At 67.2% G+C, this 14910-nt stretch carries 14 protein-coding genes; 11 read left to right on the top strand and 3 right to left on the bottom strand.

Annotation, left to right across the window (positions count from 1 at the left end):
- Positions 1-48: 48 nt before the first annotated feature.
- From ACSFA0_RS13810 to ACSFA0_RS13775, 8 genes are read left to right on the top strand one after another with little or no spacing between them, the layout of a single operon-like run.
- Positions 49-360, top strand: coding sequence for an STAS domain-containing protein (locus ACSFA0_RS13810; protein ID WP_435450733.1), 312 nt, complete (start codon positions 49-51; stop codon positions 358-360).
- Positions 357-2495, top strand: a complete 2139-nt coding sequence (locus tag ACSFA0_RS13805; protein ID WP_435450732.1) for a chemotaxis protein CheA — start codon at positions 357-359, stop codon at positions 2493-2495. Before ACSFA0_RS13810 ends, ACSFA0_RS13805 begins: the two co-directional genes overlap by 4 nt.
- A gap of 23 nt (positions 2496-2518) precedes the next feature.
- Positions 2519-4183: a methyl-accepting chemotaxis protein gene (locus tag ACSFA0_RS13800; RefSeq protein ID WP_435450731.1), complete on the top strand. Its 1665-nt coding sequence runs from the start codon at positions 2519-2521 to the stop codon at positions 4181-4183.
- Between the two features lie 11 nt (positions 4184-4194).
- A complete protein-coding gene (locus ACSFA0_RS13795; RefSeq protein WP_435450730.1) occupies positions 4195-4728 on the top strand; it encodes a chemotaxis protein CheW in 534 nt (177 codons plus the stop codon).
- A 52-nt stretch (positions 4729-4780) separates the two neighbouring features.
- On the top strand, positions 4781-6559 hold the full coding sequence (locus ACSFA0_RS13790; RefSeq protein ID WP_435450729.1) for a methyl-accepting chemotaxis protein: 1779 nt from the start codon (positions 4781-4783) through the stop codon (positions 6557-6559).
- A 9-nt stretch (positions 6560-6568) separates the two neighbouring features.
- Entirely contained in the window at positions 6569-7810 is a 1242-nt protein-coding gene (locus ACSFA0_RS13785; protein WP_435450728.1) for an EAL domain-containing response regulator, read from the top strand.
- On the top strand, positions 7807-8610 hold the full coding sequence (locus tag ACSFA0_RS13780) for a CheR family methyltransferase (protein WP_435450727.1): 804 nt from the start codon (positions 7807-7809) through the stop codon (positions 8608-8610). Before ACSFA0_RS13785 ends, ACSFA0_RS13780 begins: the two co-directional genes overlap by 4 nt.
- 25 nt (positions 8611-8635) lie before the next feature.
- Positions 8636-9703 carry a protein-glutamate methylesterase/protein-glutamine glutaminase gene (locus ACSFA0_RS13775; protein ID WP_435450726.1) on the top strand — a complete coding sequence of 356 codons (1068 nt, stop codon included), beginning with the start codon at positions 8636-8638 and terminating at the stop codon, positions 9701-9703.
- Between the two features lie 12 nt (positions 9704-9715).
- On the opposite strand, the gene ACSFA0_RS13770 is transcribed toward ACSFA0_RS13775, so the two are convergent.
- From ACSFA0_RS13770 to ACSFA0_RS13760, 3 genes are all read right to left on the bottom strand, one after another.
- Positions 9716-10321 carry a phospholipase D family nuclease gene (locus ACSFA0_RS13770; RefSeq protein WP_435450725.1) on the bottom strand — a complete coding sequence of 202 codons (606 nt, stop codon included), beginning with the start codon at positions 10319-10321 and terminating at the stop codon, positions 9716-9718.
- 75 nt (positions 10322-10396) lie between these two features.
- The gene (locus ACSFA0_RS13765; RefSeq protein ID WP_435450724.1) at positions 10397-11113 is read right to left on the bottom strand and encodes an alpha/beta fold hydrolase; all 717 of its coding nucleotides are present in this window, start codon (positions 11111-11113) and stop codon (positions 10397-10399) included.
- A 223-nt stretch (positions 11114-11336) separates the two neighbouring features.
- Positions 11337-11711: an Hsp20/alpha crystallin family protein gene (locus ACSFA0_RS13760; protein WP_435450723.1), complete on the bottom strand. Its 375-nt coding sequence runs from the start codon at positions 11709-11711 to the stop codon at positions 11337-11339.
- Positions 11712-11833: 122 nt separating this feature from the next.
- Between ACSFA0_RS13760 and ACSFA0_RS13755 the strand changes: the two genes are divergently transcribed.
- The 3 genes from ACSFA0_RS13755 to rpsO all read left to right on the top strand — a co-directional run bounded on the left by ACSFA0_RS13755 (position 11834) and on the right by rpsO (position 14818).
- Positions 11834-13117 carry a branched-chain amino acid ABC transporter substrate-binding protein gene (locus tag ACSFA0_RS13755; RefSeq protein WP_435450722.1) on the top strand — a complete coding sequence of 428 codons (1284 nt, stop codon included), beginning with the start codon at positions 11834-11836 and terminating at the stop codon, positions 13115-13117.
- Between the two features lie 18 nt (positions 13118-13135).
- Positions 13136-14296, top strand: a complete 1161-nt coding sequence (locus ACSFA0_RS13750; RefSeq protein WP_435450721.1) for a pyridoxal phosphate-dependent aminotransferase — start codon at positions 13136-13138, stop codon at positions 14294-14296.
- 255 nt (positions 14297-14551) lie between these two features.
- On the top strand, positions 14552-14818 hold the full coding sequence (gene rpsO, locus ACSFA0_RS13745; protein ID WP_435450976.1) for a 30S ribosomal protein S15: 267 nt from the start codon (positions 14552-14554) through the stop codon (positions 14816-14818).
- The last annotated feature ends 92 nt before the right edge of the window (positions 14819-14910 follow it).

The following is a 14910-nucleotide window of genomic DNA, read 5'->3' as shown; positions in this document are numbered from 1 at the left end:
GCCGCCCGAAGGCGCTCAGCACCGCAGCCCGCAGGGCGGAGGTCAGCCATGATCGGCCGCGCCCGGCTCGCGCTGGAAGGCGAACTCACCATCTACGGTGCGGCGGAGCTGCAGACGCGGCTGATCGGCGCATTGGCCGACGCGTCCGAGGGCATCGACATCGACCTGTCCGGCGTGACGGAGCTCGACAGTTCCGGCGTGCAGCTGCTGATGGCCACGCACCGCGCGGCCCGCGCCAGTGAGCGCACCGTGACGCTCTGCGCACCGAGCGAAGCCGTGCGCGACGTGCTCGGTCTTTTCGACCTCGCGTCCTTCTTCGACATGGCACCGGCAGCGCTGCCGCAAGGAGAGCCCGCATGAACATGGATGACGCCCTTCAGACCTTCTTCGTGGAATGCAGGGAACTGCTCGAAGAGATGGACGCCGCGCTGCTCGGCGTGCTGCAGGAAGAAGACCCTTCCGACTCCGTCAACGCGATCTTCCGCGCGGCGCACACCATCAAGGGGTCGGCCGGCCTGTTCGGCCTCGACTTCATCGTGGCGTTCGCCCATGTGGCCGAGAGCGTGCTCGACAAGGTGCGCGCCGGCGCGCTGCCGCTGGACGACGCGATGGTCACACTGCTGCTGGCCTGCCGCGACCATGTGGGCAGCCTGGTCGACGCCGCGGCTGCGGGCCACACCGAGGCCGACGACGACATGACAGCGCGCGCAGCGCCGCTGCTGGTGCAGTTGCATCGGCACCTGGGTAGCGAGCCGGCCCCGGCGGCCGGGGCGTTTGCGTCGCCCGTGGTGTCGACGTCGACCGCGGTCCAGGCCGATGCGGCGCACTGGCACATCTCGCTGCGATTCGGCACCGATGTCCTGCGCAACGGCATGGACCCGCTGTCCTTCCTGCGCTACCTGAACAAGCTGGGCACCGTCACGGCCATCGCCACGGTGCCCGACGCACTGCCGGCCCTGGCAGAGATGGATGCGGAGTCGTGCTATCTGGGCTTCGAGCTCGCCCTGCAAAGCACGGCGGAGCGCGCGGCCATCGAAGGCGCCTTCGAGTTCGTGCAGGACGACTGCGCCGTGCGCATCGTGCCGCCGGGCAGCCCCGTCGCCGATTACCTGGCACTGCTCGGCAACGAGAGCGCGCCGGAGATGGGTCGGATTCTGGTGCACTGCCGCAGCCTTACGCAGGCGGTGCTCGATGCCGCGCTGGCCGGCCCGACGGCCGATGCGGCATTGGACACGGCGCCCATCGCCGACGGGCAGGCCGCTGCCACGAGCGGCGACGCTGCGGCGCCCCGTCTGCGTGGCGCCAAGGAGGCGAAGGCCGGCGAAACGCAATCGGTGCGCGTCGATGCCGACAAGCTCGACCGCCTGGTCGACCTCGTCGGCGAACTGATCACGGCATCGGCCACGGCCAGCGTGGCAGGGCGCCACCTGCAGAGCACCGCGTTGCACGAGGCGCATTCGACGCTGGTGAGCCTGGTGCAGGAGGTGCGCGACAGCGCGCTGCAACTGCGCATGGTGAAGATCGGCGCGACCTTCAGCCGCTTCAAGCGCGTGGTGCACGACGTCTCGCGCGAGATCGGCAAGGACATCGCGCTCGAGATCCACGGGGAAGACACCGAGCTGGACAAGACGGTGGTCGAGAAGATCGCCGACCCGCTGACGCACCTGGTGCGCAACAGCATGGACCACGGCATCGAGAACGCGGCGCTGCGTGCCGAACGCGGCAAGCCCGCACGCGGCACGGTCACGCTCAACGCCTACCACGACTCCGGCAGCATCGTGATCGAGGTGAGCGACGACGGCGGCGGTCTCTCGCGCGACCGCATCCTGGCCAAGGCGGTGGAACGCGGGCTGATCGAGCCGGGCAAGCCGCTGAGCGATCCCGAGATCTATGGGTTGATCTTCGAGCCGGGCTTCTCGACCGCCGAGCAGGTGACGAACCTGTCGGGCCGCGGCGTCGGCATGGATGTGGTCAAGCGCAACATCACCGCACTGCGCGGCGTGGTCGGCATCGACAGCCGACCAGGCGAGGGCGCGACCGTGACGGTGCGCCTGCCGCTCACGCTGGCCATCATCAACGGCTTCCAGGTCACCGTCGGCAACGCCGTGTTCGTGCTGCCGCTGGAGGTGATCGAGGAGTGCGTGGAGTTCACGGCGGACACGGGCCACGACTACGCCGAACTGCGCGGCCAGGTGCTGCCTTTCATCCGCTTGCGCCAGCTCTTCAAGGTAGCGGGTGCGCCCAGCGCGCGCCAGAGCATCGTCGTCGTCAAGCAGGGCGCCCAGCGCTTCGGCCTGATCGTGGACCGGCTGCTCGGCGAGGCGCAGACCGTCATCAAGCCGATGGCGCCGATGTTCGCGCACCTCGAGGGCATCAGCGGCTCCAGCATCCTGGGCAGCGGCGAGGTCGCGCTCATCCTCGACGTGCCCATGCTGCTGCGGCAGACCCAGAACGCAAAGTCGGGCGAGCGGCCCGGCACCCCTTCCTTTTCCTGAAACCCCACCAAGGACGCAGTGTCATGTTTTCAAATCTGAAGATCGGAGTCCGACTGATCGGCGGCTTCCTGATCGTCGCGGGCATCAGTGCCATCGTCGGTTCGATCGGGATCTCGAACGCCTCCAAGATGAACGAGATGGCGGACGACATGTACGCCATGGAGCTGATGGGGCTGTCCTACATCAAGGAAGCCAATATCGAGCTGACCTCGATCGGCCGGGCGCGCAGCAACTTCTTGCTGGCGACCTCCGAGGATGAGCGCTCCCGCCATCTCGCGTCGATCGCCAAGAGCCTCGAGGCGCTCAAGGCCAACATCGGCAAGGGCCGACCGTTGTTCACGTCGGACCGCGCCAAGGAACTGTTCTCGCAATTCGACAAAGTGTCGGGCGACTACGAGCGCGAGATGAAGCAGGCGCTGACGATGGCGAGCGCCAAGAAGCTGGCCGACCGTGACGAGCTGCTGCATCAGTCGCTGGAGAGCGTGCGCGCCAAGGCCAACACGCTGGACGAGTACCTGGGCGAGCTGACCCAACAGAAAGAGGCGCGCGCCAAGGCGGCGGCCGACCAGACCACCACGCTGTACCAGAGCGGGCTTCGGCTGATGCTGGGTGTGATCTGTGGCGGCGTGCTCATCGGCATCGCACTGGGCTACCTGATCAGCCGCAGCGTGACGCGGCCCTTGGCACGAGCCGTCGACGCCGCCAACCGGCTGGCCGAGGGTGATCTGACCGTGTCGGTCGAGACCACGGCGCGTGACGAGACCGGTCAGTTGCTGCAGGCCATGCAGAACATGGTCAAGCGGCTCTCGCAGGTGGTGGGCGAAGTCAACGGGGGTGCCGAGTCCTTGGCGAGCGCCTCGGACGAAGTGAGCGCCACGGCCCAGTCGCTGAGCCAGGCGTCGAGCGAGCAGGCCGCCGGTGTCGAAGAGACCAGCGCATCGATGGAGCAGATGACGGCCTCCATCTCGCAGAACACCGAGAACGCCAAGATCACCGACAGCATGGCGACCAAGGCCGCCGCCGAAGCCAGCGAAGGCGGCGAAGCCGTGAAGGCCACGGTGGCGGCGATGAAGCAGATCGCCCAGAAGATCAACATCATCGACGACATCGCCTACCAGACGAACCTGCTGGCGCTGAACGCGGCCATCGAGGCCGCCCGTGCCGGCGAGCACGGCAAGGGCTTCGCGGTGGTGGCCGCGGAGGTGCGCAAGCTGGCCGAGCGCAGCCAGGTGGCGGCCCAGGAAATCGGCACCGTGGCCACGTCCAGCGTGGAGCTGGCCGAGCGTGCGGGCAAGCTGCTCGACGCGATGGTGCCCAGCATCAACAAGACCTCGGACCTGGTGCAGGAGATCACGGCGGCGAGCGAGGAGCAGTCCTCGGGTGTGGGCCAGATCAACGCGGCGGTGAGCCAGCTGAGCCAGACGACGCAGCAGAACGCGACGAGCTCGGAAGAGCTGGCCGCCACGGCCGAGGAGATGAGCAGCCAGGCCGAGCAGCTGCAGCGCACGATGAGCTTCTTCAAGCTGGCCGGCGTCAGTGCGGCGGCCTCGGCACGCAAGCCGGTGAAGGGCGCCGTGACCAAGGCGTCCAAACCGATGGTGGCGCGCAAGACCACCGCCAGCCCCAGCCTGGCGCTGGCAAGCGCCGATCTCGCGGACGTGGACGAGAGCCACTTCGCCCGTTACTGAAAGGACGCGTGATGAACACAGTGGCTATCCAGAGTCGGCGGGGCACGGGCGCGTCGGCCACCGCATTGACCGCACCCCCCGAACCCTTGCAGTACCTCACCTTCATGCTCGGTGGCGAAGTCTTCGCCATCGGCATCCTGGCGATCAAGGAAATCATCGAGTACGGCCATTTGACCGAAGTGCCGATGATGCCCGCCAGTGTGCGCGGGGTCATCAATCTGCGCGGTGCCGTGGTGCCGGTGATGGACCTGCAAGCGCGCTTCGGTCGCCCCGCCAGCGCGGTGACCAAGCGCACTTGCATCGTGATCGTGGAGACGGGCGATGCCGACGACGGCCAGGTCATCGGCGTGGTGGTCGACGCCGTCAACGAAGTGCTGGACTTGCCGGCCTCCGACATCGAACCGCCACCGAGCTTCGGCTCGTCCATCCGCAGCGATTTCGTCTGCGGCATGGCCAAGGTCCGCGGCAAGTTCGTCATCGTGCTCGACGCCGCCAACGTGCTGTCGGTCGAAGACCTCCCCACGCTGGCGGGTCTCGCGGCCTGATCCGCGCCGGCTCACCTGACTCCCCCCAAGAAAGCGTCTCATGCTGAAGAATATGAAACTCGCTCCGAAGTTGTTCGGGGCCTTTGCCGTCGTGTTGGTCCTGATGGCCGGACTGGGATTGTTTGCGCTGGTGCAGATGTCCAAGGTCAACGATTCCTCCACCGAGATCGCCTCCAACTGGATGCCCAGCATCAAGTTGATCAAGGAGATCGATACCAATACGTCCGACTACCGCATCGCCGAACTGGAGCATGTCGTGAGCGAAGTGCCTGCCGACATGCAGGCCGCCGAGGCCAAGATGCGCAAGCTGGCGGAGGGGATGGAGAAGACCGAGGGCCTGTACGCCAAACTGATCTCGTCGCCGGAGGAGCGTGCGCTGTTCGATCAGTTCGTGAAGCAGTTCAAGGACTACCAGGGGGTGCATGACCGCATGCTGGTGCTCTCGCGTGCGCTCAAGACCAAAGAGGCCATGGTGCTGATGAGCGGCGAATCCAGCAAGCTCTACGACGCCCTGTCGGAAACCCTCGCCAAGCTGGTCGAGTTGAACGAAAAAGGTGGCGCCGACGCCAGCGCCGCCGGCGACAGCCTCTACGCGGCGGCCCGCCTCTGGGTGATCGCCATCCTTGCCCTTTGCACCGTGCTGGGGCTGGCCATGGCGTGGGCCATCACCCGGGCCATCACCCAGCCTCTGGCGCAAGCCGTCAAGGTCGCCAACCAGCTGGCCAGGGGCGACATGGCGGTCGATGTCTCCGTCGACGGCAAGGATGAGACGGCGCAGCTGCTGCAGGCAATGAAGGACATGGCGGCAGCCACTGCCGGCAGCGTGGGCGACGTGGTGCGGGTGGTCGGCGGGATGGCCCAGGGCGATCTGACGCAGCGCATCACCGAGCAGTACCAGGGCGTCTACGAAGAGCTGAAGACATACGTCAATGCCACGGCCGACAAGCTGACCGAGGTGGTGGCGGATGTCAACGGCGGCGCCGAGTCGCTGGCCAGTGCCTCCGAAGAAGTGAGCGCCACGGCCCAGTCGCTGAGCCAGGCGTCGAGCGAGCAGGCCGCCGGTGTCGAAGAGACCAGCGCATCGATGGAGCAGATGACGGCCTCCATCTCGCAGAACACCGAGAACGCCAAGATCACCGACAGCATGGCGACCAAGGCCGCGGCCGAAGCCAGCGAAGGCGGCGAAGCCGTGAAGGCCACGGTGGCGGCGATGAAGCAGATCGCCCAGAAGATCAACATCATCGACGACATCGCCTACCAGACGAACCTGCTGGCACTGAATGCCGCCATCGAGGCGGCCCGTGCCGGCGAGCACGGCAAGGGCTTCGCAGTGGTGGCCGCCGAAGTGCGCAAGCTGGCCGAGCGCAGCCAGGTGGCGGCCCAGGAGATCGGCACGGTCGCGACATCGAGCGTGGAGCTGGCCGAACGTGCGGGCAAGCTGCTCGATGCGATGGTGCCCAGCATCAACAAGACCTCCGACCTGGTGCAAGAGATCACGGCGGCGAGCGAGGAGCAATCTTCGGGCGTGGGCCAGATCAACGCGGCGGTGAGCCAGCTGAGCCAGACGACGCAGCAGAACGCGACGAGCTCGGAGGAGCTGGCCGCCACGGCCGAGGAGATGAGCAGCCAGGCCGAGCAGCTGCAGCGCACGATGAGCTTCTTCAAGCTGGCCGGCGTCAGTGCGGCGGCCTCGGCACGCAAGCCGGTGAAGGGCGTGGCGACCAAGGCGTCTAAACCGATGGTGGTGCGCAAGACCACCGCCAGCCCCAGCCTGGCGCTGGCAAGCGCCGATCTCGCGGACGTGGACGAGAGCCACTTCGCGCGCTACTGAGTCGTCGACATGCCAACAACGGCGCCCTCTCTGCCGACACGATCGATCCTGGTCGTCGACGACAGTGCCGTGCAGCGTCAGCATGCGGTGGCGCTGTGCCGTGGCCTCGGCATCGCGGCGGTGCACGAGGCCGCTGACGGGCTGGAGGCACTGGCTGCCATCGAGGCACTCGACGTGATGCCCAGCCTGCTCATCGTCGACCTCGAGATGCCCCGCATGGACGGCATCGAACTGATCGAGGAGCTGAACCGGCGTGGCGTCCGTGCGCCCATCGCACTGCTGTCGTCCCGTGAGCATCCGCTGATCGAGTCGGTGCAGGCGCTGGGTCATTCGGTCGTCGCCGGGCTGCGCAAGCCGCTGTCGCGCGAAACCCTGGAACAGATCCTGGCTGCCGCCGCCGCGTTCCACGCCGCGACCCCCGCGCGCAGCCGCCTGCTGCGCCTGCCGATCACCGTGGCCATGTTGCGCCAGGCGATCGTCGAGCGGGCGATCGTCCCGCACTTCCAGCCCAAGGTCGACACGCGAAGCTGTGCGCTGCAGGGCGTCGAGGCGCTGGCACGCTGGTCGCACCCCACGCTGGGCGTGGTGCCACCGGACGAGTTCATCCCGATCGCGGAGAGCACCGGCCTGATCCATGCGCTGACGCTGTCGATCATGGAACAGGCCTTCGCCCAGTGCGCGGCCTGGAACGCGCAGGGTCTGGTCCTGTCGGTGGCGGTCAACCTGTCGCCCCGGCTGCTGGTGCATCCGGAGATCGTGATGCAGATCTGTGAACTGCAGCGACGCTATCGGCTGCGCGCCGAGCAGGTGATCCTGGAAGTCACCGAAAGCTCCGTGGTCGACGCCGCCGGGGCTGCGCCCGGCGTGCTTGCGCGCCTGCGGCTCAAGGGATTCGGGCTGTCGATCGACGACTACGGCACCGGCTTCTCGTCGCTGCAGCAGCTCACGCGCATTCCCTTCACCGAACTGAAGATCGACCGGGCCTTCGTCTGCGGCGCACACCGGCGCAAGAGTGTCCGAACGATCCTCGAGTCAGCCGTCGAACTCGCGCACCGGCTGCAGCTTGCCACCGTGGCAGAGGGTGTCGACGCGGTCGACGACTGGCGGCTGCTGCAGTCCTTTGGCTGCACGCAGGGCCAGGGATGGCTGATTGCGCCCGCGATGCCCGGTGGAGAGCTGCAGGCCTGGGCCGCCACCTGTCAAAAACGCCTTCTGCCTTTGCAGGCGCAGGCCCATGCCTCTTCCCCATGAACAGCCAGTCCATTTCCGACCGCGACTTCGCCAACTTCCAGCGTTTCATCTTCGACGCCGCGGGCATCACCTTGTCGCCGGCGAAGAAGGCGCTGGTGTGCGGGCGCCTGGCCAAGCGGGTGAGCGCGCACGGGTTGGAGGGCTACGCCGCCTACTTCGCGCTGCTCAAGAAAGGCGATGCGCCCGACGAGGTGCAGACGGCCGTCGACCTGCTCACGACCAACGAGACCTACTTCTTTCGCGAGCCCAAGCACTTCGAGCTGCTGCGCGCCGCCGCGACGGCCCACACCGGAAACGCGCCGTTCCGCGTGTGGAGCGCGGCGAGCTCGAGCGGCGAGGAGGCCTACAGCATCGCGATGGTGCTGGCCGATTGCCTGGGCGAGCGGCCTTTCGAGGTGCTCGGGACGGACATCAGCACCCGCGTCCTCGCGCGCGCCCGCCTGGGGCATTACCCCGAACAGCGTGTCCGGCAGATCCCGCAGAACTACCTGAAGAAGTACTGCCTCAAGGGCATGGGCGAACAGCAGGGCACCTTGCTGGTCGACCGCGCGCTGCGCCAGAAGGTGCGCTTCGCGCATGCCAACCTCAATGAGCGGCTGCCCGATCTGGGGCTTTTCGACGTGGTGTTCCTGCGCAACGTGTTGATCTATTTCAACGGCGAGACCAAGCGGCAGGTGGTGGCGCGCGTGCTGGCGCCGCTCAAGCGCGGCGGCTTCTTCTTCATCGGCCATTCGGAAAGCCTCAACGAGGTGAGTACCGACGTGGTGCAGATGGCGCCCGCGGTCTACCGCAAGCCTTGATGGCCAGGCACGAAAACGCGAACGAATGAAATCCATCCAGGTTCTCGTGGTCGATGACTCGGCGGTCGTGCGCCAGGTGCTGACAGCGCTCATCGATGCCACCCCGGGCATGGAGGTCATGCACGCCGCCGCCGATCCGCTGCTCGCAATGGAACGCATGCGGCGCCAGTGGCCGGACGTGATCGTGCTCGACGTCGAGATGCCGCGCATGGACGGCATCACCTTCCTGCGCAAGATCATGACCGAGCGCCCCACGCCAGTGGTGATCTGCTCGACCCTGACCGAGCGGGGGGCCAAGACCACGCTGGAAGCGCTGGCCGCGGGCGCCGTGGCGATCGTCACCAAGCCCAAGCTGGGCCTCAAGCAGTTCCTGACGGATGCGGCGGACGATCTGGTCACCACCGTGCGGGAAGCGGCCCGGGCCAACGTGCGGCGGCTGGCGCCGCGGCGCGAGGCCGCGCCCCTGCAACCGGTCGCCAAGCTCACGGCCGATGCGATCCTGCCGCCGGGCGCCGGCCGCGCCATGACGCAGACCACCGAGCGCGTGGTGGCCATCGGCACGTCGACCGGCGGCACGCAGGCGCTCGAGGAGGTGCTGACGGCGCTGCCGCGTGTGTGCCCGGGCATCGTGATCGTGCAGCACATGCCCGAGAAGTTCACGGCCGCGTTCGCCAGCCGGCTCGACAGCGTCTGCCGCATCGCCGTCAAGGAAGCCGAGCACAACGACCGCGTGTTGCCCGGCCGCGCATTGATCGCCCCGGGTGGCAAGCACATGGTGCTGCGGCGCAGCGGGGCGCAGTACCACGTGGACGTGGTGGACGGCCCGCTGGTCAACCGGCACCGGCCATCGGTCGACGTGCTGTTCCGTTCGGTGGCCAAGTGCGCCGGTGCCAACGCCGTGGGCATCATCATGACCGGCATGGGCGACGACGGCGCAGCGGGACTGCTCGAGATGCACAACGCCGGCGCACGCACCGTGGCGCAGGACGAGGAAAGCTGCGTCGTGTTCGGGATGCCCAAGGAAGCGATCAAGCGCGGCGGCGTCGACAAGACGGTGACGCTGTCGGCGATCTGGCGCGAGATCGGCGCCTGAACCCGCGTCTGGCTACGGCTTCTCTTCGACGCTGCCGTCGGCGTCGAACACCATGCCGGGCCGGTACTTCACCGACTCCTTCTGCAGCCGCTGGAACTCGGCCGCGTACGTGCCCGCGAGCTGCGGCCAGCGGCGGAACAGATTGAAGTTCTCGGCGTTCTGCTGGGCTCCGGCACGGGTGAAGTTCATCGAGCCGAACCCGACCGTGTCCTGGTCGATGACCACGAACTTGTGGTGCATGACCGGGTAGCGCGCATTGATCCACAGCGGCACGCCGTGGTTGTGGAAGTAGGTCGCGCTCGAATAGCGCAGGCTCACCTGCGAGCGGTCGAGCACGACGCGGACGTCGAGCCCGCGTTCATGGGCCTGGTCGATGGCTTTCGCGAGAACCGACGACGTGAAGTAGTAGCCGGCGATCCAGATCCGCTGGCGCGCCTGCGCCATGGCCTGGGCGATCGCGCGATCGGTCCCGTCGTCGGGGGAGAAGAAGACCTGGACCTGGGCACCCGCCGAAGGCGCCGGCAACGGAACCATGGTGGCGGTGGCGTGGGCGTGGGTAGCCGCAACGGCCAGGAGCGTCCAGGCGCAGGCGAGGGCGGTCGCCCGGAGTGGCTTCATGCAATCTTCCCTGATTAAGCGGCAGCGGATGTGCCGGACCGCCCATTGTCGCGGCCGCTGCGCCAAGCCCGTGCGTCAGGCCGGCAGGGGCATCGCAGCGGGCTGCGGCTTCGGGGTGGCGAACGAGGGCAGGGGCAGCACGTCGAGCAGGCTGCGCCACAGGCGCGACCACTGCGGCCAGTCGTGGCCGCCTTCGGTCGTGAAGACGTGGCCCTCAGGGAGAACATCGGCCAGCAACCGGTGGTTGGCGGCGAAGCGGTCGGCCAGGCCGTAGCCCAGGTAGAGCGGGGGCAGGGGGCGGGTTGCGGGTTCCGGGTCCGCGTACTGCTGCAGCCAGGGCCAAAGCTTGCGGTCGACTTCGTCGTCGGTCGGCGTCTCGGGGGCCTTCCAGGCACGCAGGCCGCCCGCCTTCTGGATCTCCGCACCGATCGGCCGGCGGCCCAGATAGGGCGCGAGGGCGACGATGCCATCGACCAGACCGGGACGGCTCAGCTCGTGCGTGAGCGCGCCGAACCCGCCGATGGAGATCCCGACCAGCCAGATCGCCGTGTAGCCGGCGTTGCGGGCGGGCGCCAGCACGTCGTCGCTGAGCCGTTGCACGAAACTTTGGTCGTAGTAGTAGGAGACGTTGGCATCGACCAGCATGACGTCGGCAGCCACGTGGCGCGCCCGTACTGCGTCGACGAAGCCTTCTCGCTCGAATTCCTCTGGCTTGAGGAAGGCACCTGGCAGGAACACCAGGAGCGTGTCCGAACGCTGTCCTGGCCTGGCTGTCTGCAGATGTGTGTCCACGGGGAGCCCCTATGCATCGAGCTCCCGCTGAGCACTGGCGTTTCAGGGGAACCGCGACCTCGATTTAAGAAAAAAGTTTTGTAAAACAATCACTTGGCGTGATGTTTTACACACCTTTCACATTGAAGCATAAAAAAAGCCAGACACAGAAGTGTCTGGCTGACGTTGGGGCGGGAAAAGTGTAAGCAAAAGCGGCGCGCCCCTGAGGGCCGCCGGCGCGCGCTCAGTTGATGGCCAACGCATGCACCTGACGTACCGGTGCGACCTTGCCCAGCTTGAGCGTCAGCACCCCGTGTTCGAGCTTGGCGTCGCTGGTGGCGACATCGATGTCCTGCGGCAGCTCGTACGCGGTCTTGAATTGACGCTTGGCTTCGGGCTTGGTGTCGATGCGGACGACGGCGCCTTCGATACCGATGGTCAGATCGTCGCGCGACAGGCCGGGCAGGTCCAGGCTGAGCGTCCAGGCCTTGTCGTCCTGCTCGACATTGAGCGAGCGCTGCGGGCCGCTCGGGAACGTGTCGTTGACGAAGCGTTCGAAGCTGCGGTCGACGGCGCGAGGGACGAAGCGGGCGGTGCGGACGGCGGGTGCGAAGAACATGGTGAGACTCCAGAGGATGAACACAATCGGGACAAGAAGGTGTGTCCCGTACACTGCGCGGCCCCTCAACAGGAGTGCCGCTTGCCACCTCATCTAGGCCTGCGCGCACGCGTTTCAAGAGAATGAATCAGAGCTTTATTTGGCGCCGTCGGGCCTTGAAATTCGCGGCCTCGGCGCTATGCGTGGCCGCCGCCGCACCCGCGGTGCAGGCTCAGACCGCCGCCCCCATCCGACTGGCCCTGATCGAAAGCATGAGCGGCCCTTTCGCCAACACCGGCGAGGCCGTGTTCCGCAACATCCTCTGGGCCGTGGAGCGCGTCAACGCGCGCGGCGGCGTCCCGCTGCCCGGCGGCGCGCGGCTGCTGCAGCTCGATCGCTACGACAGCAAGGGCCAGAACGAAGAGGCGCTGTCGGCGTTGCGGGCGGCCATGGACGACGGCGCGCGCATCGTGCTGCAGGGCAACTCGTCGGCGACGGCGGCGGCGCTGGTCGACGCCATCGACAAGAACAACGAGCGCGAACCGTCGCGCCGCGTGCTGTTTCTCAACTATTCCGCGGTCGACCCGATGCTGACCAACGAGCGCTGCAGCTTCTGGCATTTCCGCTTCGACGCGCACGCCGACATGCGCGTGACCGCGCTGATGGATGTGGTGAAGGACGACACGTCGCTCAAGCGTGTCTACCTGATCGGCCAGGACTACAGCTTCGGCCAAGCCGTGCTGCGCGAGTCGAAGCGCCAGCTTTCGGTGCTGCGGCCCGATGTGCAGGTGGTGGGCGACGAGCTGCATCCCATGGGTCGTGTGAAGGACTTTTCACCCTACGCCACGAAGATCATCGCCAGCGGTGCGCAGGCCGTGATGACCGGCAACTGGGGCAACGACCTCACGCTGCTGGTGAAGGCGGCGCGCGAGGCCGGCTTCAATGGCAGCTTCTACACCTTCTACGGCAACGCGCTGGGCGCGCCGGCGGCCATCGGCGACGCCGGCATCGGCCGGGTGATCGCCGTGGCCGACTGGCTGCCGAACGTGCAGACAGCCCCGTCGGAAGCCTTCTACCGATCGTTCCGCGCGCGCTTCCCGAAGCCTTCCGAAGACTATGTGCACATGCGCATGCAGTTGCTGGTCGAATCGCTGGCGCAGGCGATCGAGCGTGTGAGCAGCACCGACACGGTGGCGGTCGCGCGGGCGCTGGAACGCGCCGACGTCACGTTGGCCGGCCAACGCGGCCGCATGCGCGCGGCAGACCACCAGTTCCAGCAGCAGCTGGTCGTCGGCATCATGGACAAGCAGGGCGCCCCGGGCGTGAAGTTCGACGTCGAGGGCTCGGGCTACGGTTTCCGCGTCGTGAAGACCGTGGCCGCCGAGCGTGCCGAGATGCCCACCACCTGCAAGATGCAACGCCCCTGAGCGGGCCGGAGAACAGACATGCGCCAAGCCATCCTCGACCTCGAGGCCTCCAAGATCCGTGAAGTCGCCAACGCCGGCATCGGCCGCGACGACGTGCTCGCCTTCTGGTTCGGCGAAAGCGACGAAGTCACGCCGGACGTCGTGCGCCAGGCCGCGATCGATTCGCTGCAGCGCGGCGAGACCTTCTACGCCCACAACCTGGGCCTGCCCGAACTGCGCGAGGCCATCGCCGGCTACGCCAGCAGCCTGCACCCGCGGATCGACGCGTCGCGCATCGCCGTCACCTCCGGCGGCGTGAACGCGCTGATGCTGGCGGTGCAGGCGCTGGTCGATGCGGGTGACGAGGTGGTGGCCGTGACGCCGGTGTGGCCCAACTTGGTGGCGCAGCCGGCCATCATGGGCGCGACGGTGCGCACCGTCGCCCTGAAGCCGGTCGACGGCGAATGGACGCTCGACCTCGATGCGCTGCGCGCCGCGATCACGCCGCGCACCAAGCTGCTGATCGTCAACGCGCCGAACAACCCGACCGGCTGGACGCTGACCGGTGACGAGCAGCGCGCCATCCTCGATCATTGCCGCCAGACCGGCACCTGGATCCTGGCCGACGAGGTCTACGAGCGGCTGTACTTCGAGCCGACGCCCAACGGTTGTGCGCCGAGCTTTCTGGACGTGGCGGCACCGGACGACCGCCTGGTCGTGGCGCACAGCTTCTCCAAGAGCTTCCTGATGACCGGCTGGCGCCTCGGCTGGCTGGTGCTGCCGCCAGCGCTGATGGACGGGATGGGCAAGCTGATCGAGTTCAACACCTCGTGCGCGAGCGTGTTCACCCAGCGCGCCGGCGTGGCCGCGATCCAGCACGGGAAGGACATCACGCCGCGCGTGGTGGCGCACCTGAAGGCTTGCCGCGACGTGCTGGTGCCGCTGCTGGCGGCCACGCCCGGCGTGCAGGTGGCGCCGGCCAAGGGCGGCATGTACGCTTTCTTCAAGCTGGACGGCTTCGACGATTCGCTCGACGTCGCCAAACGCCTGGTGACCGAAGCCGGCCTGGGCCTGGCGCCTGGCAGCGCCTTCGCGCCCGAGGCGCAGGGCTGGCTGCGCTGGTGCTTCGCGTCGAAGGATCCGCAGCGGCTGGTGGAAGGTGTCCGCCGTCTCCAAGTCTGGCTCGCCGACCAGAAATAAGGCAGCCGGCGTGCCATCCGATGATCGGGCGCCGGCCGCAGGCCAGGCGCCTGTTCGTGAAACACCGCGGAACCGGCTTCGCCGGGCCGCTGGTGTTGCCCCCGGTAGGGGGTGCGGAGCGCTACACGCAGTGAGCGCGACCTGGGGGCGAGCGAGCTTCGAGCTATAATCTTTGGCTAACCGCCGAAAGGCACACGGTGCATGCAGTTCCAGCGCACACCGCAAGTCAAACTATTTGGAACGAAGGAAATCATCATGATCGCAGCCTCCATCAAGGCCGAAGTCGTCAAAGACAACGCCCGCGCCGCCAACGACACCGGTAGCCCGGAAGTGCAAGTTGCACTGCTCACCGCCCGCATCAACGAGCTGATGCCCCACTTCAAGACCCACGCGAAGGACCACCATGGTCGTCGTGGTCTGCTGCGCATGGTGAGCCGCCGCCGCAAGCTCCTGGACTACCTCAAGTCCAAGGATGCCGACCGTTACACCGCGCTGATCGCCAAGCTGGGTCTGCGCAAGTAATTCGAATCGCATGCAAAAAACGCCTGGGTTAGTCCGCTAGCTCAGGCGTTTTTTACTTCGCGAACAAGCTTTCGGAGCGACAGAACAGAGCG

The sequence above is a fragment of the Variovorax restrictus genome, from assembly GCF_051216715.1.
Lineage (GTDB): Bacteria > Pseudomonadota > Gammaproteobacteria > Burkholderiales > Burkholderiaceae_C > Variovorax.
The sequence above is the reverse complement of the archived record's forward strand: the minus strand, read 5'-3'. Positions and strand labels throughout refer to the sequence as shown.

What these genes read in the sequence shown, in the direction of transcription:
- ACSFA0_RS13760 (WP_435450723.1), bottom strand. Translation starts at nt 11,711, where the DNA reads ATGTTCTTCGCACCCGCCGTCCGCACCGCCCGCTTCGTCCCTCGCGCC.
- ACSFA0_RS13755 (WP_435450722.1), top strand. Translation starts at nt 11,834, where the DNA reads ATGAATCAGAGCTTTATTTGGCGCCGTCGGGCCTTGAAATTCGCGGCC.
- ACSFA0_RS13805 (WP_435450732.1), top strand. Translation starts at nt 357, where the DNA reads ATGAACATGGATGACGCCCTTCAGACCTTCTTCGTGGAATGCAGGGAA.
- ACSFA0_RS13800 (WP_435450731.1), top strand. Translation starts at nt 2,519, where the DNA reads ATGTTTTCAAATCTGAAGATCGGAGTCCGACTGATCGGCGGCTTCCTG.
- ACSFA0_RS13750 (WP_435450721.1), top strand. Translation starts at nt 13,136, where the DNA reads ATGCGCCAAGCCATCCTCGACCTCGAGGCCTCCAAGATCCGTGAAGTC.
- ACSFA0_RS13770 (WP_435450725.1), bottom strand. Translation starts at nt 10,321, where the DNA reads ATGAAGCCACTCCGGGCGACCGCCCTCGCCTGCGCCTGGACGCTCCTG.
- ACSFA0_RS13780 (WP_435450727.1), top strand. Translation starts at nt 7,807, where the DNA reads ATGAACAGCCAGTCCATTTCCGACCGCGACTTCGCCAACTTCCAGCGT.
- ACSFA0_RS13790 (WP_435450729.1), top strand. Translation starts at nt 4,781, where the DNA reads ATGAAACTCGCTCCGAAGTTGTTCGGGGCCTTTGCCGTCGTGTTGGTC.
- ACSFA0_RS13775 (WP_435450726.1), top strand. Translation starts at nt 8,636, where the DNA reads ATGAAATCCATCCAGGTTCTCGTGGTCGATGACTCGGCGGTCGTGCGC.
- ACSFA0_RS13810 (WP_435450733.1), top strand. Translation starts at nt 49, where the DNA reads ATGATCGGCCGCGCCCGGCTCGCGCTGGAAGGCGAACTCACCATCTAC.
- rpsO (WP_435450976.1), top strand. Translation starts at nt 14,552, where the DNA reads ATGATCGCAGCCTCCATCAAGGCCGAAGTCGTCAAAGACAACGCCCGC.
- ACSFA0_RS13795 (WP_435450730.1), top strand. Translation starts at nt 4,195, where the DNA reads ATGAACACAGTGGCTATCCAGAGTCGGCGGGGCACGGGCGCGTCGGCC.
- ACSFA0_RS13785 (WP_435450728.1), top strand. Translation starts at nt 6,569, where the DNA reads ATGCCAACAACGGCGCCCTCTCTGCCGACACGATCGATCCTGGTCGTC.